This is a genomic window from Streptomyces sp. SudanB5_2050 (genome assembly GCF_964272335.1).
In the GTDB taxonomy this organism is placed as follows: Bacteria; Actinomycetota; Actinomycetes; order Streptomycetales; family Streptomycetaceae; genus Streptomyces; species Streptomyces rochei.
In genome coordinates this window covers 832,172-856,233 of sequence record NZ_OZ186760.1, presented here as the reverse complement: position 1 = coordinate 856,233, position 24,062 = coordinate 832,172, and the positions used below count along the sequence as shown (strand labels likewise).

The following is a 24,062-nucleotide window of genomic DNA, read 5'->3' as shown; positions in this document are numbered from 1 at the left end:
ACACGAGGGGTCGGGGGACGAGGTGGGGCGGCGGGGCGAATTCGGGCACCCGGCCGCCATGGACGACAAGCGGACACAGCGAGGGACCGGCACGCACGAGCCCGGAACCGTGGAGCGACTGGTGGCGGCGTGGCTCGCCGAGACCGAACGGCACGACCCGGCCGCGGCGGGCGAGGCGCGCGCCGGCTGGGAACGGGGCGCCCTGTCCGAGCGGGCCGCCCAGGACCTGGCCACCTGGGTCACGGCGCGGATCACGGACACCGGGTTCACCGAGGACGAGGGCCCCTACGTCGAAGGAGACGTGCGCATCACCCCGGCCGACAAGGACGCCGTGCACGACTGGCTGCGCGCGCGGGGGCACGCCGTGTGACGCGCACGCGGGGCGCCGTGCGCACCGGGCGCCCGTCCGGGCCGGCCGTCGCCGTCAGCCGGAGAGCGGCTGCCACTCGAACATCAGGAGGGTCGCGTCGTCGCGCAGCCGGCCCTCCTGCATGGCGAGGATCGAGTGGATGAGACGGCGCATCGACTCCGGCGCCAGCTCTCCGCCGGCCGTCGCCCGGATCACGTAGTCGGCGAAGCGTTCCAGCCCGAGCAGCTTCGCCTCCCGGGTCCGCGCCTCGATGACCCCGTCCGTGTACATCAGGACCCGGTCCCCGGGCTCCAGGGAGATCTCGTGGGTACGGCGCGGTCGGGAGGACAGGAGCGAGGGCATGCCCATGGGCGGATCGGCGTCGCGCTCCATGGCGTCGGTGATGAGCCGCTGGCCGCGGATGAGGATGGGCGGCGGGTGACCGCAGTTGCTCCAGCGCAGCAGCCCGGTGCCCAGGTCCAGCTGCGCGAGGACCGCGGTGCAGAACTTGTCCGGGAGCCAGCGCGCCAGTGCCTCGTCCACGCACTCCACGAGTTCGGGCAGGTCGGCGCCGGTGCGCCGGGCGTTGCGGCAGGCCGCCAGGGAGACGGCGCTGGTGAGGCCGGAGGCCAGGTCGTGTCCCATCGCGTCCAGCACCGAGACGTGCAGGGTCGTCTCGGTGAGCGAGTGGTCGAAGGCGTCGCCGCCGATCTCGTACGCGGGCTCCAGCACGGCCGTCGACACCACCTGGGCGTTGCCGATGGTGCGGGGCGGCAGGAAGGCGCGGAGCATCTCGGCGGGCAGCCGCATCGGCGCGGTCCGGGTACGCCGGACGAAGGAGTCCTCGTAGGCCCGCTTGGAGGTGATCATCATGGCCAGCAGGGAGGCGAGCGCCCGCCCGCGGGTCAGGGAGGTGGAGGTGAGCGCCGACTGGCTCACGGCGAGCACGCCGAGCCGTTCCGCCCCGTCCAGCAGCGGGAACCAGGCGGTGATGCCGCCCGCGTCGGACTCTTCCACGCGCAGCGCCTGCGTGCGGTACGCCCAGCCCGCCAGCGTCCCGTCGACCGGGATCGTGGAGGCCACGTCGGTCTGCGGGATGAGGTGCCGCTGCTGGATGTCGACGAGGTAGACGACCGCGTGCCGCAGCCCCAGCGCCTTGGCGCACCGGGACACGGCGGTGGGCAGGTCCAGGGTGAGGTGGGCGGGGTCGGCGAGGAAGTCCTGCAGGGCCGCGTCGCTGCTCTCCGGCGTGGACACCTCGTCCCCTCTCGTCGGGCGGCCCGCCGCGGCGGGAGCACGTGCCAGCAGTCTGGCACCGGACGCCGGGCCCCGCCCGTCGGCCGCCGGCCATGGGCGTCCCGGCCCGGACCCCTGGCCCGGTCCCCGGCGCGGCCGACCCGGGCACCCGCTCCGGGCGCTTCGGTCCCGGCCACGAGGGCACGCGTCATGGCGTAGGCCACGAACGCCGAGGAGTGGTGCCACATGACCGAGTACGAGCGTTCCCGCACCATGCCCGCCCAGCCCGAGCAGGTCTTCGACCAGGCCGCGAACGTCGGGCAGCTGGACACCTGGCTGCCCCGGGACCTGCATGTCGAGCCGGAGGAACCGCCCGCCGTCACTGTGCACGAGGACCGCACCGACCAGGACATGTCCGCGCTGCTGAGCGCCCGGCCCGAGCAGATGCGCCTCGAGTGGGGCACCCGCGACCAAGGCAGCTACGCCGGCTGGCTGCAGGTCGCCGGACTGGACGGCGGGGCCAGCGAGGTGACGGTGCACCTGTCCTTCTTCGACGAGGACCACGACCCGGGGCGGCGGGCGGTCGACGACGCCCTCGACGGCAGCCTGCGGCGCCTGGAGGAGCAGGTGCGGCTGCGCACCGAGAACCCGGCCGGGTGACGAGGGCAACCCATGGCGGTCATGTCGTGTCGTAAAGGGAAATGCTCCACCGGATTCGACGTCGACACCGACGAACCGACATGGGGGAAACATGAACATCCGTGCCCGAGGGGCCCGCGCCGCGGTGACCGTGCTGACGGCCGGGGCGGCGGTCGCCGTCGCCGCGGTCCCGGCGACCGCCGCGACACCGCCCGCCGATCCGCCGGCCTTCCTCGAACCGGCCGAACTGCCGCCGCACCCCTCCTCAAACTGGTACGCCGGCCCGGTCACCGCCGGACAGCCCGACCCGCTGCCGATGTGCGTGGGCGAGGCACTGCCCTCCACCGCGTCCCACCGGCAGTACTGGACCGAGTACGACACCGGCGCCCTCCAGGTGACGGTGGTCGAGCGCAGCACCCAGCGGGCCAGGGAGTTCGCCGCCCTGATCCGCGCCGACCTCGCCGACTGCGCGCGGACGATGATGGAGCGGTACCCCGACGTCACCGCCACGCAGAAGTACTACGGGCGGTTGGCCGTCGAGGAGGGCGCCCACGTCTACGGCGTCCACACGGTCGCCGAGTGGGGTGCCTCCGACATCAACCTGCTCTCGGTGGGCCGGGACGGCAGGACCGTGACCATCGTGAAGTGGGGGCAGATGGGAACCTTCGAGCACGCGCAGGTGGCGGGCTTCCGGGCCACCACCGTCACGGCCGTCGAGAAGCTGCACTGACCCGGGCACGGCGGCGGGCCGACCGTCAGATCACGACGGGCGGCCCGCCCTCCGCCCGCAGAACGGCCCGCTGCCCGTGCCGGCAGTGCACGAGCCGGTCCGCGAGGCCCTTGCGGTCCGCCTCGGCCAGGAAGGCGTCGAGCGGCGAGCGGAAGACGGTGTAGTCGTCGTAGTGCACCGGCAGGATCAGGCGGGGGTCGAGGCGCCGGGCGAGTTCCGCGCCCTGGCGCCCGTCCATGGTCACCACGAAACCGCCCGGCAGGGTCGTTCCGCCCAGGTGCAGGACGGCCAGGTCGAGGCCGGGGAACCGGCGGCCGATCTCGTCCAGGCCGTCGAAGAGCAGCGTGTCCCCGGAGACGTAGAGCCGGTGGTGGGCGGGGCCGACGGCCGGACCGAACTCCAGCAGGCTGCCCATCACCGGCGGCAGCAGACGCCGCAGTACCGGATGCCCCGCGTGCCGGCCGGGCAGCGAGGTGATACGCACCCGCGCGTCCCCGTGCCGCACGGTCTCCTCCTGCCAGGTGCGCAGCCCCACGGCCCGGTGGAACCCGTGCACGCCCTGGAGGCGGCGTGCGGCGTGCGGGGTGGTGACGATCGGCAGCGACCGGGACAGCCTGCGCCGGGCCCTGCGGTCCCAGTGGTCGCCGTGCAGATGGGACAGCACCACGGCGTCGACCCGCGCCAACTCGCCCGGATCCAGGTCGGGCTCGGTCAGACGGCGGCTCACCAGCCCGTACCCCAGGTGCGCGCGCTCGCCGCGGTGGAGGAAGTTGGGATCGGTGAGCAGACTCAGTCCGCGATAGCCCAGCAGCACGGTCGCGTTGCCGATGAAGTGGATCCGCAGGGAGTCGTCGAAGTCGCCGGGGGCCGTGCTCCGGGCCGGGGGCGTGGTCGGGGACATGAGGGGGGTCCGATCCTGTCCGGGACTGGGGGAGGGGCGGGACACCCGGCCGCCGGGCTCCCGGCCCCCGTGGCAGTACGGAGTACCCGTCCCGCCGGCCCTCACCCGGCGACCGGGGCGGCCGTCCGCACGGCTGCCCCACGGGTCCCGGATGTCCCGTGAGCCCCAGGTGTCCCCGCCCCGGCCCGGGGCACCCGCCGGCCATGGACGCACACCGCCGCCCGTTGACGGACCGCACCCTGCCCCTGCTCACCGAGGGGTACGCCTGGCTGCCCGACCGGATGCGCGACAGCGCCGACCGGGTGGTGCGGACCCGGCTGCTCGGCAGGCCCGCGCTGGCCGTGCGCGGACCGGACGCGGTGCGCTTCTTCTACGACGAGGCGCACGTCCACCGGCACGGCGCCGTCCCCGCTCCCGTGCTGGACACCCTCTTCGGGCAGGGCGCGGTGCACACCCTGGACGGCGACGCCCACCGCGCCCGCAAGGAACTGTTCCTGCCGCTGCTCGACCCGGACCGGGTCGCCGGCCTCACCGAGCACGTCACCGCGGCCTGGGACGAGGCCGTGCACGACTGGAGCGGGCGGGACCGTGTGGTCCTGTTCGACGAGGCGGGCGTGGTGCTCACCCGCGGGGTGTGCCGCTGGGCCGGACTCCCCGGCGAAGCCCTCGACGCCGAGCCCCTCGCCCGGGACCTGATCGCGATGGTCGACGGCTTCGCCTCCCCGGGGCCGCGCCACCTGCGGGCCCGCCGCGCCCGTTCCCGGCAGGAGGCCCGGACGGCCCGGCTGATCGAGGACGTACGGTCGGGGGCCGTCACCGCCCCGGACGGCTCGGTGCTCGAACGGGTCGCCCGGCACCGCGACGCCCCGGACCGGCCGCTGGACGCCCGGACCGCCGCGGTGGAACTGCTGAACGTGCTGCGCCCCACGGTCGCCGTCAGCTGGTTCGTGGCCTTCTCCGCCCACGCCCTGCACCGGTGGCCGGCCCACCGGGAGCGGCTGCGCGCCGGGGACGACGCGTTCGCCACGGCGTTCGCGCACGAGGTCCGTCGCTTCTACCCGTTCGCCCCGTTCCTCGGCGGCCGGGTGGTCACCGACCTCACCTGGCGCGGCGCGTCCGTCCCGGCCGGCGGCATCCTGCTGCTCGACGTCTACGGGCAGAACCACGACGAGGACCTGTGGGGCGACCCGTACACCTTCCGGCCCGAACGGTTCCTCGACCGGCCCCCGGGCCGCGACGAACTGATCCCGCAGGGCGGCGCCGACCCGGCCACCGGCCACCGCTGCCCCGGCGAACGCGTCACCGTGGGCCTGCTGGAGGCGCTGGCGGTGCGGCTGGCCCGCCTGGAGTACACGGTCCCCGTCCAGGACCTGCGCATCCCGCTGCGCCGCATCCCGACCCGTCCGCGCAGCGGCTTCGCGGTCACCGGCGTGCGGGCGCCCTGACGCGGCCCGTCACGAACGGGCGCCCTTGTGCCCGTCGCCCGGCTCCACGGCGTCGCGCCGCCCCGTCTGCTCGGCCTGGTCGAAGCGGACCAGCTCGGGGTGGTTCAGGTCGAAGGCGGGTGACTCGGAACGCACCCGGGGCAGCGCGTGGAAGTTGTGGCGCGGCGGGGGACAGGACGTGGCCCACTCCAGGGAACGCCCGTATCCCCAGGGGTCGTCGACCCCGACCGGCCGCCCGTACCTGGCGGTCTTCCAGACGTTGTAGAGGAACGGCAGCGTCGACAGCCCCAGCAGGAAGGCGCCGACGGAGGAGACGGTGTTCAGGGCCGTGAAGCCGTCGACGGCCAGATAGTCCGCGTACCGGCGCGGCATGCCCTCCACACCGAGCCAGTGCTGCACCAGGAACGTGGTGTGGAAACCGACGAACAGCGTCCAGAAGTGCACCTTCTCCAGCCGGTGGTCGAGCATCCGGCCCGTCATCTTCGGCCACCAGAAGCTGAATCCGCCGAACATCGCGAAGACGATGGTGCCGAACAGCACGTAGTGGAAGTGCGCGACGACGAAGTAGGAGTCGGTGACGTGCCAGTCCAGGGGCGGCGAGCCGAGGATCACCCCGGTCAGGCCCCCGAACAGGAACGTCACCAGGAACCCGGCCGCCCACAGCATCGGCGGTTCGAAGGACAGCGAACCCCGCCACATCGTGCCGATCCAGTTGAAGAACTTCACGCCCGTCGGCACGGCGATGAGGTACGTCAGGAACGAGAAGAACGGCAGCAGGACGGCGCCCGTGGCGAACATGTGGTGCGCCCAGACGGTGGCCGACAACCCCGCGATGGCGATGGTCGCCCCCACCAGACCCATGTAGCCGAAGACCGGCTTGCGGGCGAAGACCGGGATGATCTCGGTGACCACCCCGAAGAACGGCAGCGCCAGGATGTACACCTCGGGATGGCCGAAGAACCAGAACAGGTGCTGCCACAGGATCGCCCCGCCGTTCTCGGCGTCGAACACGTGCGCCCCGAAGTGCCGGTCCGCCTCCAGCACCAGCAGCGCCGCCGCCAGCACCGGGAAGGCCAGCAGCACCAGGACGGAGGTCAGCAGCACGTTCCAGACGAAGATCGGCATGCGGAAGATCGTCAGACCGGGCGCCCGCATGCAGATGATGGTGGTGATGAAGTTGACCGCGCCCAGGATGGTGCCGAAACCGGACAGCGCCAGCCCCATGATCCACAGGTCCCCGCCGACGTAGGGGGCGCGCAGCGGCCCGCTGAGCGGCGTGTAGGCGGTCCAGCCGAAGTCCGCGGCGCCCTGCGGGGTCAGGAAGCTCGCCAGGACGATCAGACCGCCGAAGAGGAACAGCCAGTACGACAGCATGTTCAGCCGGGGGAAGGCCACGTCCGGCGAGCCGATCTGCAACGGCATGACGGCGTTGGCGAATCCGGCGAAGGTCGGAGTCGCGAACAGCAGCAGCATGATGGTGCCGTGCATCGTGAAGGACTGGTTGTACTGCTCGTTGGAGAGCAGCTGGAGTCCGGGCCGGGCCAGCTCCGCCCGGATCAGCATGGCCAGCACCCCGGCGATCAGGAAGAACGCGAAGGACGTGATGAGGTAGAGGTGGCCGATGCGCTTGTGGTCGGTCGTGGTGAGCCAGGAGATGATCACCCGCCCCTTGGAGCGGCGTCCCGCCGCCGGGACCGGAGCGATCGGTTCGGTCTGTGTCGCCATCCGACCACAGCAGCCGAACCCCGGCCCCCTGCGCCGACGCCACGTCACGCACCCAGCCAGGTAGGGCCGATTGGCTGATCGTTTCTAGCCGTCCGGGTGTGTCGCCGCCCCGGAGGGACGAAGCGGCCGTCACCCGAATGGACCCCGCTCGCTACTGGTCGCGGCCGATCCGGTGTCTCCTGGAGTGTGTCAGCGGCGTCCAGGCTGGGAGGCCGAACATGTACGAAATGTGCGTGGGCCCGGAGAAGGCGGGCGGAGCGTTGGTGTGGCACGTGATGGCCAAACAGGCGGCGGCCACTCTGTGCGGAGAGAAGCTCCGCGAACGTATCGAAGCATCCGACGGCGAGCGGGCACGTCACTGCCCGGACTGCATGGCTTCCTTCGAGAAGCTCATGGCGACCTCGCCGTGCTGACGGACCGTCCGCGAAATGTCCGCCCCGTCGCATCCCGCGGCGGGGCGGACGTCGTACGGCGGCCCCGCCCTCCTCGTGGCGGGCGGCCTGCGTGATTGTCGGCTGGGTGCATGGTCATGGAGCTGGGCTGCATCGGTGATCTTTCGCCCGGTGGCGCGCCCGGACTCGGCCCGCGCGCCCCGGCACCCGATTGACTGACGGCGCGACCGGCGCGGTGCGGCACGAGCACCACCGGTTCCGCTTCCCCGTCCTGGTGTCCCGCCCTCGTGAGGAGTAGTTCGTGTCGCAGATCACCGACTCGGCCCCGGCAGGTGTCTTTCCCCGGCTGGACTGGGTCGACGACGTCCTGTCACCCGCCCTGCGGGCGGCGGTGGAGTCGCTGCCCGCCGAGGAGAGCCTGGTGGCGAGGTACCACCGGGGCTGGTGCGAGGCCGACGGCGAGCCCCGTACGTCCGCCCGCGGCGGCGGCAAGGTGGTCCGTCCGGCACTCACCCTGCTGGCGGCCGTGGCCGTCGGCGGCAGCCCCGCGGACGCGGTGGCCGGCGCCGTGGCCGTGGAGCTGGTCCACGACTTCACCCTGCTGCACGACGACGTCATCGACGGCGACACGCTGCGCCGCCACCGGCCCGCCGCCTGGTCGCTGTTCGGTACCCCCGCGGCGGTCCTCACCGGGGACGCGCTGCTGGTCGCCGCGCTGCGTGTCCTCGCCCAGGCCCCGCAGGCCCAGGCCGGGGCGGCGGTCCAGGAACTCGTCGGCGCGCTGATGGAGCTGGTGGAGGGGCAGAGCCGCGACGTCGCCTTCGAGAAGGAGCACGTGGTGACGGTCGCCGACTACCTGGCCATGGCCGCCGGGAAGACCGGCGCCCTGATCGGCTGCGCCTGCGCGCTCGGCGGAGTCCTGGCCGGCGCGGACCCCGACCGGGTGGGCGGCCTGCGGGAGTTCGGCCGCCACCTCGGCGTGGCCTTCCAGTGCGTGGACGACATCCTGGGCCTGTGGGGCCGCACCGCGCGCAGCGGCAAACCGGTCGGCGCGGACCTGGCCGCGCGCAAGAAGTCCCTGCCCGTGGTCGCGGCCCTCGCCGCCCCGGGAACGGCGGCCGAGCGGCTGCGCGAGCTGTACCGCGCACCGCACCCCCTGACGGGCGACGACATCGACCTGGCGCGTCACCTGGTGGAGGAGGCCGGCGGCCGGCAGGCGGCCCAGGAGGAGGCACGCCGTCAGACGGCGGCCGCCCTGCGCTCCCTGTCACTGGCCCGTCCCACCGCGGACGCCTACCGCCAACTGCACGACATCGCCCGGTCGATGACCCGCCGCGAGTCCTGACCCGCGCACCGCGCCGGGCCCGCGCCGGCCCCTCACCGGTGACCGGCCCGCCGCCTGCCCGTGACCGGTACGCACCGGCACACCGGCGGGAGCCGGGGGCGTCACCGGCGCGTGACCTCGACAGCGGCGGGCCGTTGTCCTGGCGATGACCGCTCCCTTCCCCCGACCCGGCAGCGCCGAGGCCGCCCGTCGCGGCACCGATCCGACGAAACTCAGTGGAGCCGTGCAGAACACCGAGCACAGCGCAGCGCCCGCGGGCGACCTCCCGGCCGTGGCCGCCTACGGACTGACCGTGAACCGGGGCACCCGGCCGGTCCTGCGCAACGTCAGTTTCACCATCCCCCGCGGCCGCATCGTCGGCCTGCTCGGCCCGAGCGGCTGCGGCAAGACCACCCTGCTGCGCTGTGTGGTCGGCGTCCAGGAGCCGGACGCGGGCCACGTCCAGGTGCTCGGCCACTCGGCGGGCGCCTGGCCGCTGCGGACCCGCGTCGGCTACGTCACCCAGGCGCCGTCCGTCTACGCCGACCTGACGGTCCTGGAGAACCTGCGGTACTTCGCCGCCGCCCTCGGGATGCGCGGCTGGCGCCGGGAGGACGCCGTGGTCCGCGTCGTGAAGGAGGTGGACCTCGTCGCGTACGCGGACCAGCCGGTCGCCCGGCTGTCGGGCGGCCAGTACTCGCGGGTCTCCCTCGCGGTGGCCCTGCTGAACCGGCCCGACCTGCTCGTGATGGACGAACCCACCGTGGGCCTCGACCCGATGGTGCGCCGGGAACTGTGGCTGGTCTTCCAGCGGCTGGCCGAGCAGGGCACCACGCTGCTGGTGTCCAGCCACGTGATGGACGAGGCCGACCGCTGCGACCGGCTGCTCCTGATGCGCTCCGGCCGGCTCCTGGCCAGCGCGGACCGGGACAGCCTGCTCAAGCACACCGGCTGCGCCGACGTGGAGGAGGCGTTCCTGCACCTCGTACGCGTCGCGGCGGCGGCCGAGGCGCGGGCGGCCCGGCGGCACGACGCCGTCGACGGCCTGTCACCCCACCTGCTCGACCAGCCCGGCGCACCCGACGCCGAGCGCGCCTTCTTCGCTGCGGACACCCTCACATGACTGCCACTCACCTGACCGACAGGCTGCCCTTCTCGCCCGGCATCACCGCCGCCACCGCGGTGCGGGTCCTCCAGCAGATCTCCCGCGACCGCGGCAGCACCGCGCTGCTGCTGGGCATCCCCTGCATGCTCATGGTGCTGCTCAAGCTGATGTTCCACGACTCCGAGGCGACCTTCGAACGTGTCGGACCGCAGGTCTTCGGCATCTTCCCGGTCATCGTGATGTACCTGGTGGCCTCCGTGTCGACGCTGCGGGAGCGCACCTCCGGCACCGCTGAGCGGCTGCTGACGATGCCGGTCCGCCGACTGGACATCGTCCTCGGCTACAGCCTCGCCTTCGCGTTCCTGGCCCTGCTCCAGGCCGTGCTGTCCACGCTGCTCGCGGTGGGCCCGCTGGGACTGGACATCGAGGGCCCCGCGTACCTGCTGATGGTCATCGCGATGCTCGGGGCCCTGCTGGGACTCGCGCTCGGCCTGCTGGTGAGTGCCTTCGCCCGCAACGAGTTCCAGGCGGTCCAGTTCCTGCCGGCCGGTGTCCTGCCCCAGTTCCTGGTCTGCGGACTGTTCGTGCCGCGGGACGAGATGCACGGCGCGCTGGCCGCCGTGGCCCGGGCGATGCCGATGACGTACGCCGTGCAGGCCGCGGGCGAGGCCGCCACGCACTCGGGTGTCACCGCGCTGTTCGTCAGGGACGCGGTGCTGATCCTCGGCTGTGTGGTCCTGGTGCTCGTCGCCAGCGCCGCCACGCTGAAACGACGATGAGGGCCGTCCACCGACGGCCCTCATCAGGGTCTTGCCGCTGTCCGGTGCGGCTAGCGCGCCAGACCCCAGGAGAAGCCTCCGGAGACGCTGCCGAACTTCGGGATCTCGAAGGGGCCGAAGTGCATCGGCGGCTCGTGGCCGCCCCGGAATCCGTTGCCGCCGTCGGGGCCGTTCGCGGTCACGGCCGGGACCGACGCCTCGGCGGCACCGGCGGCCGACACGGCCCCGCCGGCCGTCAGGGCCAGTGCGGCCAGCGACACCACGGCGGCGCGGCGCAGCTTCAACGACATGAAATACCTCCGGAGGAAAGAAAAACGTGGGGGGAAGTGAGCGATTGCCATGCTAGCCAATGCCGGGCACCATTGTCGCCGCCGAAATGCGGGATTCCCTCCAATGAAGTGCCGGATACACCAACGGAAAACGCGATGAACGTTATCGGGTCCAAAGATATGAATGCGGCGGACGGTCGCGGAAAGGCGAAAGGGAACATGATCGGGACGCGGTCCGCGACGGTCGCGCTCGGCGCGGTCCTCACCGCGCTGCACATGGTGGCGGTGCCCGCCTGGGCCGGGCCGCCGCCCCCACCGGCACCGCCCGCCCCCTACCGGGCGCCCCTGTGGCCGGTGCCCGAGCCGGGCCGCTGGCAGCAGGAGGCGTCCGGCCCGGCCTCCTCCGGCCCGTCCTCCGGGGCGGGTTCCCGGCCGCAGGCGGGCGGTTCCGGCGCCGCGGACAGCCGCATGATCGCCGCCGTCAACCGGCGCAGGGAGGAGGCCGGCTGCTCCCCGGTGCGGCTGCACGCGGCGCTCGACCGGGCCGCCCAGAAGCACAGCGCCGCGATGGCCCGCAGCCGTCGGCTCACCCACACCGGAGCCGACGGCAGCAGCCCCGCCGACCGGATGCGGGCCGCCGGATACCGGGTCGGCTCGGCCGGTGAGAACGTCGCCGCCGGATCGGACACCGCGGAGGCCGCCGTGGCCGTCTGGATGCGCAGCGCCCCGCACCGCGACATCCTCCTCACCTGCCGCTACACCCATGCGGGCGTCGGCCGGGCCAAGGGCTCCGGCGGCCCCTGGTGGACCCTCGACCTGGCCTCGGGGCGCTGAACCGCCCCGGGCCGGCCGGGCGTCAGCCGAGGTCGGCGTCCCACCACCAGGCGATGGCCGGCGCGCCCTCCACCGGCCCGGGACGGGTGTCGGAGGGTTCGTCCGCCCAGGTCAGCAGCGTGTCGTCCATCTCGTCCGGCCACTGACCGCAGCTGAGATAGCGCGGCACCCTCAGTCCCCACTCGTTGTTGCCGCGGATGCCGTACCGGAGCCCCTGGAGATAGGTGGCCAGGTCCTGTCCGGCGGTCGGCCGGACCCGGTCGTGCAGCTCGATGAAGCGCAGCAGGACACGGTCGCGCAGGCCGGTGGCGGCCCGTACCGCGTCCTGGAGCGGGCACTCGAGCTCCTGCATCAGCACGGTGTAGACGTTCTGGTCGGCCTGGCCGCCCGTCAGCTCCTTGTGCAGCGAGTGCGCGTCGTTGTCCAGGGCGGCCACCAGGATGGCCATCTCGGTCAGCGCGCGGACGGCCGGGCGGTGCAGGTCACGGTCCGGGACCCGGGCGCCCGTCGCCAGTTCCAGCAGCGCGAAGGTGGGCTCGCCGCCCGACGACAGCAGCCGCATCACCAGGAAGTCGTCCAGCCCCGGCATGCGCCCGGCCGCCTGGTTGCCGATCTGCCAGGCCACCCCCGACAGCCAGGCGCGGTGGGCGTGCGCGAACCGGCTGACCTGCGTGGGCGGCGCCGAGGCGCGGAAGCGGCGCATGATGTCCTGCAGGGCGCCGGCGAAGCGGTCGTGGAAGATCGCCGAATCCGTCTCGCAGGCCCGCTGCACCTGGCCGGCCAGCGCGTTGAACTGCGCCGGGCGGCCACTGAGCGGTCCGCTGTCGCAGCGCGCGTCGTCGAAGGCGAAACCCCAGTACACCCACAGGGCGGCCGTCAGCAGCCGGTCCTCGTCGGCGACCGGCGCGAACCGGGCGAAGAAGTCGGCGCTGTGCGTCGCCACCGTCCAGGCCCGTTCGCGCTCCGTGGCGCACATGCCGCTGTCGCCGATCCATTCGACGGCCCGTTTCTCGACCTGCCGGACGCGTGGATGAATGGCGGATTCGAAAGGACAGAAGACCGGTGGCAATTCCACACCGGACACGCGGGACGCGGGGGACCCCATGGCAAAACACACACCTTCCGGATAAGGGGCGGAGATTCGGTCACGATCATGGAGAAGCGGCCGGCGGAATGGGGACAGGCCATTCCGCCCGTCGATGGCTGTCAGTCGAAAGGGTTCCGGTCCCGTCGCCGTTGACCGACCGTGATGATCACCCGCTCGGGGCAGTGTCGCGGCCGGTGCCCGGGGAAGTCGCACCTCGTGCCCGGGCGCGCCGTCCTCCCGCCCGGGTGCCGCGGGTGTGCCGCGGCCGATATCCCCGAGTCGGTCGTGGCGCACCCGGCGGTCCCTCCCGCACCCGCACCGGCACCGTGTCCGCGCCGTCGAGTTGGGTGTCGGTCACCGCGGAGTATGGGTGCCGTCCCCGATGGCCCGGCACGGGTCCGACGTGTGACCGTGGAGCGACGCCGTGCCCCGGGCCCTTTCCGGGGCCGGGCAGCGTCGCGGGGAAGTCCCGTCCCGCCCGTGGTTCACGGGCGTCGCCGCGTGGTCCGTTCCGGGTGTGCCGTTCGCACCCCGAGTGCCGACGCGGCCGGTGGTCATCGGTGCACAGGGCCGTGGGCGCGGCTGATGCCGGGTGCCCGCCCGTCCGCGCGCGCCGCGGCCCGGCCGGACCGGGCGCGGCGTCACCGTGCCGGCCGATGGCGTCCGGCGGTACGACCGATGTCGCGTCTCAGCTGAAGGAGAACCCGCATCCATCCCCGTCAAGTGAAGCCCTGCCGACCCTCCGCACGGTCGAAGGCGGTGACCCGTGGGACACGCTGACACCCTGCTCGCCATGGGCGGAGCCTTCCTGGCCGCCGCGTTCCTCGCCCGCCTCGGCGGCCGGATCGGACTTCCGACGATTCCCCTGTTCATGCTCGCCGGCATCCTGCTCGGCCCCCACACACCGGGCTTCGTCCTGGTCGAGGACGCGCACGACTTCGAGATGCTCTCCGCGCTCGGACTGGTGCTGCTGCTCTTCTACCTGGGCCTGGAGTTCCACCTCGACGACCTGAAGAGCGGCGGCAAGAGGCTGCTGACCGCGGGCGGCATCTACCTGCTGCTGAACGTCGGTGCCGGACTCGGCTTCGGGTTCGTCCTGGGCTGGGGCGTGCGCGAGGCCCTGGTGCTCGCCGGCGTGCTGGGCATATCCTCCTCCGCCATCGTCACCAAGATCCTCATCGACCTCGGGCGGATCGGCCGCCCGGAAACCCGTCTGATCCTGGGCGTCATCGTCGTCGAGGACATCTTCCTGGCGCTGTACCTGGCCGCCCTGCAACCGGTCATCGCGGGCGCGCACGGCGTCGCGGACATGGCCCTGCAGGCCGGCAAGGCCTTCGGATTCCTGCTGGTGCTGGCCGCCGCCGCCCGCTACGGGACCCGGCTGGTGGGCCGCCTGATCGCCACCCGGGACAACGAACTGCTGGTCATCAGCTTCCTCGGCGCCGCGGTCCTCGTCGCCGGGGTCTCCGAGGTCCTCGGCGTCGCCGACGCCATCGGCGCCTTCATGGTCGGCCTCATCCTCGCCGGCACCCCCTCCGGTCCCCGTATCCGGGAACTGGTGCACCCGCTGCGCGACGCCTTCGCCGCCATCTTCTTCTTCGCCTTCGGACTCGCCATCGACCCCGGTGACATCGCCTCCGTGGCCGGTCCGGTCGCCGCGGCGGCGGCCCTGACCGTCCTGATGAACGTCGCCGCCGGGCTGTGCGTCGCCCGCGTCTACCACTACGGCGCCCAGCCCGCGGCGGAGATCGCCACCACGCTGGTCGCCCGCGGGGAGTTCGCGCTGATCCTGGCCGCCATGGCGGCGGGCGCCGGACTCGACGCACGGCTCGCCCCGTTCATCGCCGGGTACGTCCTGGTCCTCGCCGTGCTCGGCCCCATCGTCGCGGGCCGCGCGCACGTCCTGGCCGGCTGGCTGCGGGCCGCCGGCCGGCTGCTGCCCGGCACGGGCTCACCGGCCGGGACGGGCAGCGCGCGGTCCGAGGCGGAGGAGGCCGGTGAGCCGGTGTCCGCGGCGGTGCCGTCGGCGTCCCGCGCGGACGCCGACCGGTAGGGCCGGTCCCCGGGGCACCGGGTGGGACACCGGCCGGTGCCCCGGTGGGACAATCTGCCCGCGGGGTCGGTGTCCGATGATGTGGTCGGAGCCGTCCGGGACCGGAAGGAGCCGTCAGCATGATCGAGTGGGTGCCCCTGGGCAGCGGTCCCAGACCCGTTCCCCGGCCGGTCGCCGCTCCGCTGGTCTGGGCGGGGGCCTTCGCGGGCGCTCTGGCCCTGGTGGCGCTCGTCAACGGCACCGTGGGCTACGGCCGTCCGGGACTGGCCCTGGCCCTGCTCTCGCTGCTGGCGGCGCTGCTCGGCGTGTGCGCCCGGTTCACGGCCGCTCCCGGTACGGCCCTGCTGTGCTGGCTGTCCCTCAACGGCTTCGCGATCCCGCCGGCCGGCGTCCTCACCTGGACCGGCCGGCGGGACGCGTTCTGGCTGGCCTGCCTGCTCGCGGCCGCCCTGGTCGGTACGGCACTGGCCCGGCTGGCGCACGCGCGGGCCGCCTACCGCCGGCTGACCACCGCGTCCGGCCCCGACTCGCCGGACGCGGCGACCGGCGACCTCTGATCCGCGTCCGGGCCGCGAGCCCGGCGCGGGTGGGCAGGCTCCACCGGGGGACCGCCGGTCCCCCGGTGGAGCCGTCCGCGTCGTGCGGGGTCAGGCCGTGTGCAGGGTCAGCCCGTAGCGGTTGAGGATCTCGTTGACGGGCTGGAACCACGTCTCACCGCCGCTGGAGCAGTTGCCCCAGCCGCCCGAGGTGACGCCCTGGGCCTGGTCGCCGCTGATGAAGGAGCCGCCCGAGTCGCCGCCCTCGGCGCAGACGCTGGTCTTCGTCATCTGGTGCACGGCGCCCTGGCTGTAGTTGACCGTCTCGTTCTTGGCCAGCACCGTGCCGCAGTGCCAGTGCGTGGTGGAGCCGGAGCGGCAGATCGACGCGCCCACCGGTGCCTCGTTCGAGCCGCGCACCAACTGGTCGGAGACCGTGCCCCAGCCGAGGACCACCGGCACCGTCCACCAGCCGCTGCCCACGCTGACCCAGGCGTAGTCGTTGCCCGGGAACGACGAGCCCTGGAAGGTGCCGATGTGCGAGCCGTCCCAGCCGCGCACCGCCCCTCCCACGCCGCCGCAGTGCCCGGCGGTGACGAAGCCGCCGTGCACCGAGAAGCCGATGGAGCAGCGGACGTTGCCGGTGTAGTACGGGTCGCCGCCGACCGTGCCGGCCGCGAAGGTGCTCGGCGCCGAGGACACCGTGCGCACCGTGACCGGACCGGTCGCGCGTGCGCGGTCCACGAAGCGCCGGACATCGTTGTCGGCGCGCTCGCCCCGGACCACGTACACGACGACGGTGTTGGCGGCCGGGTCGACGTGCCAGCTGCTGACGCCGGCCGGCGCGTCCAGGCGGTCGATGCGCGCCTTGGCCGCGTCCAGCCGCTCCGCGCTGTGCTCGACGGTGGTCACGTGCGCCCCGGTGGCCGCCACCGCCCGCACCGTCGTGGCCGGCGCGTCGGAGGTGACGGCCACGGTGAGCCGTCCCCGGTCCGCGTCGAACCAGGAGCCGCCGAACGCCTCCCCGGCGGCCCGGCGAGCCGTGGGCGCGAGGTCGGTGGCGCGGCGCTCGGCCGCGAGCCGGTCCTCCGCCTCGGCGCGGGTGAGACCGAAGTCCCGCTGCATGGCGTCCAGGAGGCCGGCCGAAGCGGGCTGTTCCCCGGCCGTGTCGGCGGGGGCGCCGGTCGCCGAGGCCGGCAGGGCGCCGGTCGCGGTCAGGCCGCCGAGCACGAGGAGGGTGGCCAGGCCGAGGTGCCTGAGTCTGCTGCGTCTCACGGGAGTTGCCCTTCGTCGTTCCAGCAAGGTGGGGGTGGAACTGATCGGTGGAACAACCGCGGATCTGAGAGCGCTCTCATCGGGTCGTGACGAGCTTAGCCAGGGCGAGAGATCAGGTCCATGCCAATGCGGCGCCTTTCCACGCACCGTCCGCCCGAAGGCCGGCGCCGGTTCCGTACGCCGCTCCACGGTCCGCCGAACCGTCGCGGTCGCCCACCGTTCCGGACGGTCCTGGCGGCGTACCCGGTTGACCGGCCGCGAACGGGGCACTCAGGGCTGCGTCCTCGCAGTGACGGTCATCGGACGCGGGAGGTACGCGTGGCGGTTCGGCATCGATTGATCCAGGCGAGTCCGCAGGCGGTGTGGGACGTCCTCGCCGACGGCGACCGGTACGTCGAGTGGGTCGTGGGTCCCTCGGACGTCACCCCCCGGAGCGGGCGGTGGCCGCAGGTCGGCGCGACGATCGCCTACGAAATCCGGCTCGGGCCGGTGCGGCTGAACAACGAGTCGGTCGTCAGGCGCTGCGTGGCGGGCTCCGAGCTGGAGATCGAGGCCAAGGCGGGCCCGCTCGGCACCGCCCGCATCGCCATCGAACTGCGCCCCTGGGGCGAGCAGTGTCTGGTGATCGTGGACGAACACCCGCTGCGCGGCCCCGGCGGCCTGCTGCACAACGTGGGCGTCGAGGCGCTGATCCAGGTCCGGCACCGCGCGATGCTCGCCAGGCTCGCGAAGCTCTGCGAGGCCGGTGACGGGTGCCGCCCGGACCCGGCGGACTCCACGGGGTCGGTGAGCTTCGGGCCGGAGACCGGCCGTGCCTGACGCGGTGGTCGTCGGGTCCGGCCCCAACGGACTGGTGGCGGCCAATCTGCTCGCCGACGCCGGCTGGAGCGTCGAGGTCCTGGAGGAGCAGCCCGAGCCGGGCGGCGCGGTGCGGCACGACAGCGAGGTCGCCCCCGGCTTCGTCAACGACCTGTTCAGCTCCTTCTACCCCCTCGCCGCCGCCTCCCCGGTACTGGCCGGACTGCGCCTCCAGGACCACGGACTGCGCTGGGCCCACGCCCCGCACGTCCTCGCCCACCCGCTGACCGACGGCACCTGCGCCGTCCTCGACCGGGACGTCGCCGTCACCGCGGCCTCGCTCGACGCCTTCGCGCCCGGCGACGGCGCCGCCTGGGACCGCCTGCACGAGGTGTGGGACCGCTACCGCTCCGACATCCTCGACGCCCTCTTCACTCCCTTCCCGCCGGTCCGCGCCGGCGCCCGGCTGGCCCTGCGGCTGCGCGGCGGAGGCGGTCTGCGGCTGGCCCGCACCCTGGTGCTGCCGGTGCGCCGCCTGGGGGAGGAGGAGTTCCGGGGCGAGGGCGGCAAACTGCTCCTGGCCGGCAACGCGCTCCACGCCGACCTCGCCCCCGAGGCGGCCGGCAGCGGCGGCTTCGGCTGGCTGATGTCGATGCTCGGGCAGACCTACGGCTTCCCCGTGCCGGTCGGCGGCTCGGGGGCGCTCACCGCTGCCCTGGTCCACCGGTTGCAGGCCCGCGGCGGCAGCCTGCGGTGCGGGGAGCGCGTCGAGCGGATCGTGGTCCGCGACCGGCGCGCGGTGGGCGTCCGCACGGCCGGGGGCGAGACGGTCGACGCCCGCCGCGCGGTCCTGGCGGACGTGTCGGTGCCCGCCCTCTACGGCGATCTCGTCGGCTCCGAGCACCTGCCCGACCAGGTCGTCGCCGATCTGCGCCGCTTCCAGTGGGACTTCGCCACCTTCAAGGTGGACTGGGCGCTGGACGGGCCCGTGCCCTGGCGGTGCGAGGACGCGGCGCGCGCGGGCACCGTGCACCTGGCCGACGGGCTCGACGAACTGACCCGGTTCGCCGCCCAGATCGCCATGCGGCAGGTGCCCGACCGCCCCTTCTCCCTGTTCGGGCAGATGACGACCACGGACCCGGTGCGCTCACCGAGCGGCACCGAGTCCGCCTGGGCGTACACCCACGTCCCCCATGACATCCGGGCCGACGCGGGCGACGAGGGCATCACCGGCAGCTGGGACGCCAGGGAGCGGGAACTCATGGCCGACCGGGTCGAACGCCAGGTGGAGCGCTTCGCGCCGGGCTTCCGGTCGCTGATCCGGGCCCGGCGCGTCCTGGCCCCGCCGACGCTGCAGGCACTGAACGCCAACCTCGAGGGCGGTGCCATCAACGGCGGCACCACCGCCATGCACCAGCAACTGGTCTTCCGGCCCGTGCCCGGCACCGGGCGGCCGGAGACCCCGGTGGCCGGCCTCTTCCTCGCCTCCGCGGGCGCCCACCCCGGCGGCGGGGTGCACGGGGCGCCGGGCGCCAACGCGGCCCGCGCCGCCCTGCGCCGGCAGCGGTTCGGCGACCTCACGCGGGTGCAGCGCGCCCTCACCCGGCGCGACCGCACCGGCGACAAGAAGTGATCCCCCGTGACCCCGCCCGCGCACCCCGAGGGAAAGAGCCGGCCGATGACGGACAGCCCCCTGCGTGACCGGACCGTCGTGGTGACCGGCGCCGCACGCGGACTGGGCGCCGCCCTGGCCCGCGTCTGCGCCCTCCGCGGCGCCCGGCTCGCCCTGCTCGGCCACGAGAAGTCGCTCCTGGACGCCGTGGCGGCGGCTCTGCCGGCCCCGGCCCTCGCCGTCGAGGCCGACGTCACCGACCCGGCCGCGCTGGAGGCGGCGGCCGCCGAGGTGCGCGCTCACCTCGGCCCCCCGTCGGTCGTCGTCGCGAACGCCGGCATCGCGCTCGGCGGGCCGTTCGCCACGTCGGACCCGGACGAGTGGGGCCGCGTCGTCGACGTCAACCTGACCGGCAGCGCCCACACGGCCCGCGCCTTCCTGCCCGACCTGCGCCGCACCGCGGGCTACCACCTCCAGATCGCGTCACTGGCCTCACTGGGCGCCGCGCCCATGATGAGCGCCTACTGCGCCTCCAAGGCGGGCGTGGAGGCGTTCACCCACTCGCTGCGCGCCGAGGTCGCCCACCACGGGATCGCGGTCGGCATCGCCTACCTCAACTGGATCGACACCGACATGATCCGCGACGCCGACCGGTACGCCGTCCTGCGCGAACTGCGCGGGCACATGCCGGGCCCGGCCCGCCGCACCTTCCCCGCCGACGAGGTCGCCGCCCGGCTGGTCCGCGCCGTGGAGCGCCGCAGCACCGCCGTGTACGTGCCCGGCTGGCTGCGCCTGGCCCAGGTGGGGCGCACAGCCCTGCCGCCCCTCGTCCTCCGGGTCGCCCGGCGCGACCTGCCCCGCCTGGAGGCCGACGGGGCGCTGGACGCGACCGGCCCGCTGGGCGCGGGCGGCACGGCGGACCGCGGAGCGTAGCGTCTCCGGGCACCCACGCGGCACGGCGGCACGGCACCGCGCCCCATGCCCGCGCCGCACACCCGCGAGCCCCACGCCCGCGAGCCCCACGCCCGCGAGCCCCGCCTCGGCTCGCGCCGGTCTACTCCCCACCGCCCCCGGGTGGCGGGGCGAAGCGCCGGGCCAGGGCGCGCAGCGGCGCCGAGCGGCCCCGGTCGGGGACCGTCCACAGGGTCTCGCCGCGCACTCCCCACCGTTCCAGCAGCGCGTTGGCCGCCAGGAAGCCGGAGGTGGCGGCCCGTTCCATCAGGGCGACGGGCAGGTCCGTACGGACCAGGTCCCCGGCGACCACGACGGACGGGTCCGGGGTGCGCACCGTCGGGCGGTCGCGGTAGCCGCCGACGGTGAACAGCGGGCAGTCCTGACGCCACTCGTGCCGGGCGGCCACCACGCGCGCCCGTCGCGTCTCCGGGTACACCTGGTGCAGCTGGTCGACAAGTCGCTTCTCCTCGACCTCCTGGACGGCCGTCGCCGGCACGGCGTAGGCGTGGAGTTCGACGACGGACCCCCCGGAGCGCGCCGCCCAGCGGGCCGCCTCGCCCTCCCACCGGGACAGCACGCTGACGTTGTCCAGCGAGCCGTACCCGCTGGTGCCGAGGAAGCCGGGACGGCCGGAGGCGACCGGACGGTCCAGCCACAGCCGGGAGACCAGGAACGGCGGCGCGTTCCGCAGCCCGGCCACCCGGTCCCGCCAGGCGGCGTCGCCCAGCTCCGGCGAGCGGCCCACCAGCTCCCGCAGCCCGCCGGTGTCCAGGGCCAGCACCACGGCGTCGTACGACCGGACACCGGTGTCGTCGGCCACCAGGTGGCCGCCGGAGGGAGCGGGCCGCACCGACCGGACGGGTGTGCTCGTGCGGATCTCGGTCCCGAGCCGGGCCAGCCGGCCGGCGAGCGGGTCCCACAGGGCCTGCGGGAACGGCTCGCGCGGGACGTCGAACAGCAGTCCCTCGTTGGAGCCGAGGAAGTAGATGTGGAACATCAGCGCCATCTCGGCGGCCGACAGCTCCCGCGGGTCGGCGAAGAAGCTGCGGGAGAACACCTCGAAGGCCAGGTGCCGGGCGGTGGCGGGGAAGCCGAGGGTGTCGAGGAAGTCGTGGGCGCTGACGTCGTCCAGGCGCGCGTGGACGCCGCGCGTGCTGACGTCCAGCAGGGGCAGGGCCGCGGCGGGCCGCAGAGCCAGCAGGTCGCGCAGCCCGAAGCTGGGGCTCAGCGCGACGAAGCCGAGCGCGCTCAGCGGGGGAGTGCGGGGGATGCGGCGGAACCCGTCGGACAGTCCGCTGCTGTGCCGCAACGGGTAGTCCGGCAGGCCCGTCAGCATGCCCAGCGTCGGATCGCAGCGGCGCAGCAGGCCCCGCAGGTTGTAGTACTGGCGGAAGAAGGCGTGGAACCCGCGGCTCATGGTGGCGGACGTGCCGTCGGGCAGGGTGACCGGCCACCCGGAGACCCGCCCGCCGAGCACGGGCTCGCGTTCGTGGAGCACCACCCGCACCCCGCGCTCCGCCAGCACGGTCGCCGCCGCCAGCCCCGCGATGCCGCCACCGATCACCGCCACGGCGGGCGGCTCACCGGCCACCCGCTCCCGCCCCGGCCGGGCCGGGAGCGCCCGCGCCCGCCGGTCCCGGCCCGGAGGCCGCGGCCCGCCCCGCCCGCTCATCGCGCACCGCCCGTCCCACCGGCGGTCCGGCGACCGACGAACGTGTGGGTGACGCCGGTCTGCCAGCCGGGCAGCGGCAGCACCCGCACGTCCTCGAAACCGGCCCGGCGCAGCCGTGCCGCGAAGGCCGGCGCCGTGTCGAACGCCGCGACGCTGCGCCACAGGTGCCGGTACAGCGCCCGGTCGCCCGTGGCCGAACCGAGCGGCAGGATGACGCCCCGGCACACCGCGTCCCACACCAGCCGGTCCGCGCGCCGCCCGCCGAGCGCGTACTCGTGCACCGCCAGCCTCCCCCCGGGCGCCAGCAGGTCGCGCACCGCGCGCAGGACGGCGTCCGGACCGGTGAGGTTCCGGAAGAGATAGGCGGCGAGGACCGCGTCGAACGGGCCGTGCACCCCGGCCCGGCCCAGCTCCTCGGCCGGGGCGTGCACGAAGCTCACCCGGTCCGGCCACCGCTTGGCCCGGGCCCGCTCCAGCATGCCCGCCGAGGCGTCCACGCCGACGATCTCGGCGGCGGGCAGGACCGCGGCCAGCGCCGCCGTCGACGCCCCCGTGCCGCAGCCGAGGTCCAGCACCCGGCGGCCGGCACCGCCGTCCGGGAGGCGGAGCCGGCGGGCGGAGCGGCGCAACTGGGCGTGGTAGCCCGGGTTGAGCGCGACCAGTCGGTCGTAGCGGCCGGCGCCGCGGTCGAAGGCGGCGGTGAGCGCGGCGTCGCGCAGCAAGGGCATCGGTCACTCCCCGGTGGTGTCTCTCGGTGGGCTCTCCCGGCGGTCGGGCCGGGTTCGGCGCGGCAGCCGGGGCAGTTCGGCCGCCGTCCGCAGCATCGGCAGCACGGGCGTGCGCACCCCGACCGCGAGGTCCTCGTACCACCGGGACCGCCCGTCGAGGAAGCGCAGCAGCCGTCCGGCGGGCACCCGCTCGAACAGCCGGAAGAACAGGTCCGGGCCGTCCACCCGGCCGGTGTCCAGCGCCCGCAGCAGCACCGCGTCCATCAGCCGTGCCCGCGTCGGGTGCGCGCGCGGCGGCACCGGCCGGCGGCCCGCCCGTACGGCCCGGGCGATCGCGTCGGACTGCCGCTGCACGGCGGCGAACGTGTAGCCGGTCGACGCCCGGGTCGCCCCGCCCGCGCCCCCGACCCGGAAGACGGAGGCCAGGCCCGGGACCCGCCGGTCGAACACCGCGTCGGTCATCGGGATCACCCCCTGCTCCGTCGACAGGACGTGGACGGCACCGGTGCGCAGGACGCGCCGCGTGTAGTCCTCCAGCTCCCGCTCGTACGCCTCGGAGGGCAGCGGCGCCGCCCCGAACGCGGTGTACTCGACCAGCGCGGTGTGCCGTCCGGTCGGCAGGACGTACCCGAAGGACAGGCCGTGCTCCGGCTGCCGGGTGCGGAAGTCCATGAGGTCGGCCACCGCCGGGTCGAAGACCGGCCGTTCGGTTCGGACGAACCAGCCGCGGAAGTGCTGGAGGAGCAGGGAGCGGGCGGGCGGCAGACGCCGGAGCGGGCGGGAGTCGAAGACCCAGCGGGCGCGCAGTTCCACCCGCCGGCCGGCCGCGTCCTCGGCCGTCACCCGGGCCGTCCCGTCCGGCAGCGCGGTCACCGTGCCGACGGTGGCCTCCAGACGCCGCAGTCCCGGCCGGTCCTTCAGGTCCCGGTCCACCAGCGCCTCGAAGTCGTCCGAACGGATCATCTTGTAGCGGGCCGGCGCGATGTGCCGCAGGACCACCGCCCCGTCCCGGCCGCGTACCCGCAGCCACTCCCAGGAGGCCGTCGCCGCGGCGTCGTAGCGCCCGGGGCCCGTCTCCCAGAAGCACCAGGTCCGCTGCGGCGGGCGCAGCGGCCCGGGCGGCGGATCGATCAGGACCACGGACGGGTGCGCGCCGTGCGGCGCGTGCGTCGAAAGCCGGTGTGTCAGGGACAGCCCCGCGGCACCCGCGCCCACGACGACGATGTCCGCGTCCACCACCGACCGCCTCCTTCCCGTCCGTCACCGGTCCGGTCCCCCGGCACCCGGGGAGCGCCGCGCCCGCGCCCCGGCGTCGCGGCGGGCACACCCGCGACGCCGGCGCACCACGCGGATGCGGCGGTCGCCGCCCGGCTCCGGCGGAGTATTCCGTCCCCGTGCCGTCCGCGGATGCGCGGCGCGCTGAACCGCCCGGCGCGGGTACCCGCCGCGGCGCCGGGCACCCGCCGGACGGGTGACTGCCGGGCGCGACAGGGCCCCGGACGGCATCGCGCCGGAGCCGACGGGGGAAGGCATGACGCCGAGTCACCGCCCCCGGGGCCCGGCCGGGAACGCACCGTGCATCCGCGGCGCGCCGTCCGGCCGAAACACCCCCAGCGCCA

23 protein-coding genes are annotated in these 24,062 nt (G+C 74.5%); 14 read left to right on the top strand and 9 right to left on the bottom strand.

From position 1 onward, the window contains the following. Positions 1–58: 58 nt before the first annotated feature. Positions 59–370, top strand: a complete 312-nt coding sequence (locus ACFZP7_RS03545) for a hypothetical protein (RefSeq protein WP_137960571.1) — start codon at positions 59–61, stop codon at positions 368–370. Positions 371–424: 54 nt separating this feature from the next. Here the strand turns inward: ACFZP7_RS03545 and ACFZP7_RS03540 are convergent, their stop codons facing one another. Then, positions 425–1,606, bottom strand: coding sequence for a PP2C family protein-serine/threonine phosphatase (locus ACFZP7_RS03540; RefSeq protein ID WP_385633826.1), 1,182 nt, complete (start codon positions 1,604–1,606; stop codon positions 425–427). Positions 1,607–1,831: 225 nt separating this feature from the next. Here ACFZP7_RS03540 and ACFZP7_RS03535 point away from each other — a divergent pair, with 225 nt between their 5' ends. Next, the gene (locus ACFZP7_RS03535) at positions 1,832–2,245 is read left to right on the top strand and encodes an SRPBCC family protein (protein WP_046249341.1); all 414 of its coding nucleotides are present in this window, start codon (positions 1,832–1,834) and stop codon (positions 2,243–2,245) included. 91 nt (positions 2,246–2,336) lie between these two features. Continuing rightward, the gene (locus ACFZP7_RS03530; RefSeq protein WP_385633825.1) at positions 2,337–2,954 is read left to right on the top strand and encodes a hypothetical protein; all 618 of its coding nucleotides are present in this window, start codon (positions 2,337–2,339) and stop codon (positions 2,952–2,954) included. 25 nt (positions 2,955–2,979) lie between these two features. Here the strand turns inward: ACFZP7_RS03530 and ACFZP7_RS03525 are convergent, their stop codons facing one another. After that, the gene (locus ACFZP7_RS03525; protein ID WP_125771295.1) at positions 2,980–3,855 is read right to left on the bottom strand and encodes an MBL fold metallo-hydrolase; all 876 of its coding nucleotides are present in this window, start codon (positions 3,853–3,855) and stop codon (positions 2,980–2,982) included. 203 nt (positions 3,856–4,058) lie between these two features. Here ACFZP7_RS03525 and ACFZP7_RS03520 point away from each other — a divergent pair, with 203 nt between their 5' ends. Further along, positions 4,059–5,300, top strand: coding sequence for a cytochrome P450 (locus ACFZP7_RS03520; protein WP_385633824.1), 1,242 nt, complete (start codon positions 4,059–4,061; stop codon positions 5,298–5,300). Positions 5,301–5,309: 9 nt separating this feature from the next. Here the strand turns inward: ACFZP7_RS03520 and ctaD are convergent, their stop codons facing one another. Further along, entirely contained in the window at positions 5,310–7,025 is a 1,716-nt protein-coding gene (gene ctaD / locus ACFZP7_RS03515; protein ID WP_261698455.1) for a cytochrome c oxidase subunit I, read from the bottom strand. 227 nt (positions 7,026–7,252) lie between these two features. Between ctaD and ACFZP7_RS03510 the strand changes: the two genes are divergently transcribed. From ACFZP7_RS03510 to ACFZP7_RS03495, 4 genes are all read left to right on the top strand, one after another. After that, positions 7,253–7,438 carry a hypothetical protein gene (locus tag ACFZP7_RS03510; RefSeq protein WP_223781236.1) on the top strand — a complete coding sequence of 62 codons (186 nt, stop codon included), beginning with the start codon at positions 7,253–7,255 and terminating at the stop codon, positions 7,436–7,438. A gap of 280 nt (positions 7,439–7,718) precedes the next feature. Further along, positions 7,719–8,762 carry a polyprenyl synthetase family protein gene (locus tag ACFZP7_RS03505; RefSeq protein WP_385633823.1) on the top strand — a complete coding sequence of 348 codons (1,044 nt, stop codon included), beginning with the start codon at positions 7,719–7,721 and terminating at the stop codon, positions 8,760–8,762. Positions 8,763–9,033: 271 nt separating this feature from the next. Further along, the gene (locus ACFZP7_RS03500) at positions 9,034–9,864 is read left to right on the top strand and encodes an ABC transporter ATP-binding protein (RefSeq protein ID WP_051851025.1); all 831 of its coding nucleotides are present in this window, start codon (positions 9,034–9,036) and stop codon (positions 9,862–9,864) included. Beyond that, positions 9,861–10,625 carry an ABC transporter permease gene (locus ACFZP7_RS03495; protein ID WP_220671384.1) on the top strand — a complete coding sequence of 255 codons (765 nt, stop codon included), beginning with the start codon at positions 9,861–9,863 and terminating at the stop codon, positions 10,623–10,625. The genes ACFZP7_RS03500 and ACFZP7_RS03495 overlap by 4 nt, the downstream gene beginning before the upstream one ends. Before the next feature lie 50 nt (positions 10,626–10,675). On the opposite strand, the gene ACFZP7_RS03490 is transcribed toward ACFZP7_RS03495, so the two are convergent. Next, on the bottom strand, positions 10,676–10,915 hold the full coding sequence (locus tag ACFZP7_RS03490) for a hypothetical protein (protein ID WP_031020497.1): 240 nt from the start codon (positions 10,913–10,915) through the stop codon (positions 10,676–10,678). A gap of 198 nt (positions 10,916–11,113) precedes the next feature. Here ACFZP7_RS03490 and ACFZP7_RS03485 point away from each other — a divergent pair, with 198 nt between their 5' ends. Next, entirely contained in the window at positions 11,114–11,728 is a 615-nt protein-coding gene (locus tag ACFZP7_RS03485; protein ID WP_385633822.1) for a CAP domain-containing protein, read from the top strand. Between the two features lie 22 nt (positions 11,729–11,750). Here the strand turns inward: ACFZP7_RS03485 and ACFZP7_RS03480 are convergent, their stop codons facing one another. Next, on the bottom strand, positions 11,751–12,704 hold the full coding sequence (locus ACFZP7_RS03480) for a terpene synthase family protein (protein WP_199807771.1): 954 nt from the start codon (positions 12,702–12,704) through the stop codon (positions 11,751–11,753). Between the two features lie 877 nt (positions 12,705–13,581). Here ACFZP7_RS03480 and ACFZP7_RS03475 point away from each other — a divergent pair. After that, positions 13,582–14,868 (top strand): cation:proton antiporter, encoded by a 1,287-nt coding sequence (locus ACFZP7_RS03475; RefSeq protein ID WP_385633821.1) that lies wholly within the window; start codon positions 13,582–13,584, stop codon positions 14,866–14,868. Positions 14,869–14,987: 119 nt separating this feature from the next. Further along, positions 14,988–15,425 carry a hypothetical protein gene (locus ACFZP7_RS03470; RefSeq protein ID WP_031020501.1) on the top strand — a complete coding sequence of 146 codons (438 nt, stop codon included), beginning with the start codon at positions 14,988–14,990 and terminating at the stop codon, positions 15,423–15,425. A 90-nt stretch (positions 15,426–15,515) separates the two neighbouring features. On the opposite strand, the gene ACFZP7_RS03465 is transcribed toward ACFZP7_RS03470, so the two are convergent. Then, a complete protein-coding gene (locus ACFZP7_RS03465) occupies positions 15,516–16,679 on the bottom strand; it encodes a S1 family peptidase (RefSeq protein ID WP_385633820.1) in 1,164 nt (387 codons plus the stop codon). Between the two features lie 318 nt (positions 16,680–16,997). Here ACFZP7_RS03465 and ACFZP7_RS03460 point away from each other — a divergent pair, with 318 nt between their 5' ends. Genes ACFZP7_RS03460 through ACFZP7_RS03450 form a run of 3 tightly spaced genes read left to right on the top strand, consistent with a single transcriptional unit; the run spans position 16,998 to position 20,022 of the window. Continuing rightward, on the top strand, positions 16,998–17,498 hold the full coding sequence (locus ACFZP7_RS03460; protein ID WP_029392868.1) for an SRPBCC family protein: 501 nt from the start codon (positions 16,998–17,000) through the stop codon (positions 17,496–17,498). Beyond that, positions 17,491–19,110 (top strand): phytoene desaturase family protein, encoded by a 1,620-nt coding sequence (locus ACFZP7_RS03455; RefSeq protein WP_385633819.1) that lies wholly within the window; start codon positions 17,491–17,493, stop codon positions 19,108–19,110. Before ACFZP7_RS03460 ends, ACFZP7_RS03455 begins: the two co-directional genes overlap by 8 nt. Positions 19,111–19,155: 45 nt before the next feature. Then, positions 19,156–20,022, top strand: a complete 867-nt coding sequence (locus ACFZP7_RS03450) for an SDR family oxidoreductase (RefSeq protein ID WP_385633818.1) — start codon at positions 19,156–19,158, stop codon at positions 20,020–20,022. 121 nt (positions 20,023–20,143) lie between these two features. Here the strand turns inward: ACFZP7_RS03450 and ACFZP7_RS03445 are convergent, their stop codons facing one another. Genes ACFZP7_RS03445 through ACFZP7_RS03435 form a run of 3 tightly spaced genes read right to left on the bottom strand, consistent with a single transcriptional unit; the run spans position 20,144 to position 23,682 of the window. Then, on the bottom strand, positions 20,144–21,715 hold the full coding sequence (locus ACFZP7_RS03445) for an FAD-dependent oxidoreductase (protein ID WP_385633817.1): 1,572 nt from the start codon (positions 21,713–21,715) through the stop codon (positions 20,144–20,146). After that, positions 21,712–22,443, bottom strand: coding sequence for a methyltransferase domain-containing protein (locus tag ACFZP7_RS03440; RefSeq protein ID WP_019324137.1), 732 nt, complete (start codon positions 22,441–22,443; stop codon positions 21,712–21,714). The genes ACFZP7_RS03445 and ACFZP7_RS03440 overlap by 4 nt, the downstream gene beginning before the upstream one ends. A 3-nt stretch (positions 22,444–22,446) precedes the next feature. Next, complete coding sequence (locus tag ACFZP7_RS03435; protein ID WP_385633816.1) at positions 22,447–23,682, bottom strand: lycopene cyclase family protein; 1,236 nt, start codon at positions 23,680–23,682, stop codon at positions 22,447–22,449. Positions 23,683–24,062: the final 380 nt, after the last annotated feature.

Coding starts and splice junctions, on each gene's coding strand:
- ACFZP7_RS03545 (WP_137960571.1), top strand. CDS start 59: ATGGACGACAAGCGGACACAGCGAGGGACCGGCACGCACGAGCCCGGA.
- ACFZP7_RS03535 (WP_046249341.1), top strand. CDS start 1,832: ATGACCGAGTACGAGCGTTCCCGCACCATGCCCGCCCAGCCCGAGCAG.
- ACFZP7_RS03530 (WP_385633825.1), top strand. CDS start 2,337: ATGAACATCCGTGCCCGAGGGGCCCGCGCCGCGGTGACCGTGCTGACG.
- ACFZP7_RS03525 (WP_125771295.1), bottom strand. CDS start 3,855: ATGTCCCCGACCACGCCCCCGGCCCGGAGCACGGCCCCCGGCGACTTC.
- ACFZP7_RS03520 (WP_385633824.1), top strand. CDS start 4,059: ATGGACGCACACCGCCGCCCGTTGACGGACCGCACCCTGCCCCTGCTC.
- ctaD (WP_261698455.1), bottom strand. CDS start 7,025: ATGGCGACACAGACCGAACCGATCGCTCCGGTCCCGGCGGCGGGACGC.
- ACFZP7_RS03510 (WP_223781236.1), top strand. CDS start 7,253: ATGTGCGTGGGCCCGGAGAAGGCGGGCGGAGCGTTGGTGTGGCACGTG.
- ACFZP7_RS03495 (WP_220671384.1), top strand. CDS start 9,861: ATGACTGCCACTCACCTGACCGACAGGCTGCCCTTCTCGCCCGGCATC.
- ACFZP7_RS03490 (WP_031020497.1), bottom strand. CDS start 10,915: ATGTCGTTGAAGCTGCGCCGCGCCGCCGTGGTGTCGCTGGCCGCACTG.
- ACFZP7_RS03485 (WP_385633822.1), top strand. CDS start 11,114: ATGATCGGGACGCGGTCCGCGACGGTCGCGCTCGGCGCGGTCCTCACC.
- ACFZP7_RS03480 (WP_199807771.1), bottom strand. CDS start 12,704: ATGTGCGCCACGGAGCGCGAACGGGCCTGGACGGTGGCGACGCACAGC.
- ACFZP7_RS03470 (WP_031020501.1), top strand. CDS start 14,988: ATGATCGAGTGGGTGCCCCTGGGCAGCGGTCCCAGACCCGTTCCCCGG.
- ACFZP7_RS03450 (WP_385633818.1), top strand. CDS start 19,156: ATGACGGACAGCCCCCTGCGTGACCGGACCGTCGTGGTGACCGGCGCC.
- ACFZP7_RS03445 (WP_385633817.1), bottom strand. CDS start 21,715: ATGAGCGGGCGGGGCGGGCCGCGGCCTCCGGGCCGGGACCGGCGGGCG.
- ACFZP7_RS03440 (WP_019324137.1), bottom strand. CDS start 22,443: ATGCCCTTGCTGCGCGACGCCGCGCTCACCGCCGCCTTCGACCGCGGC.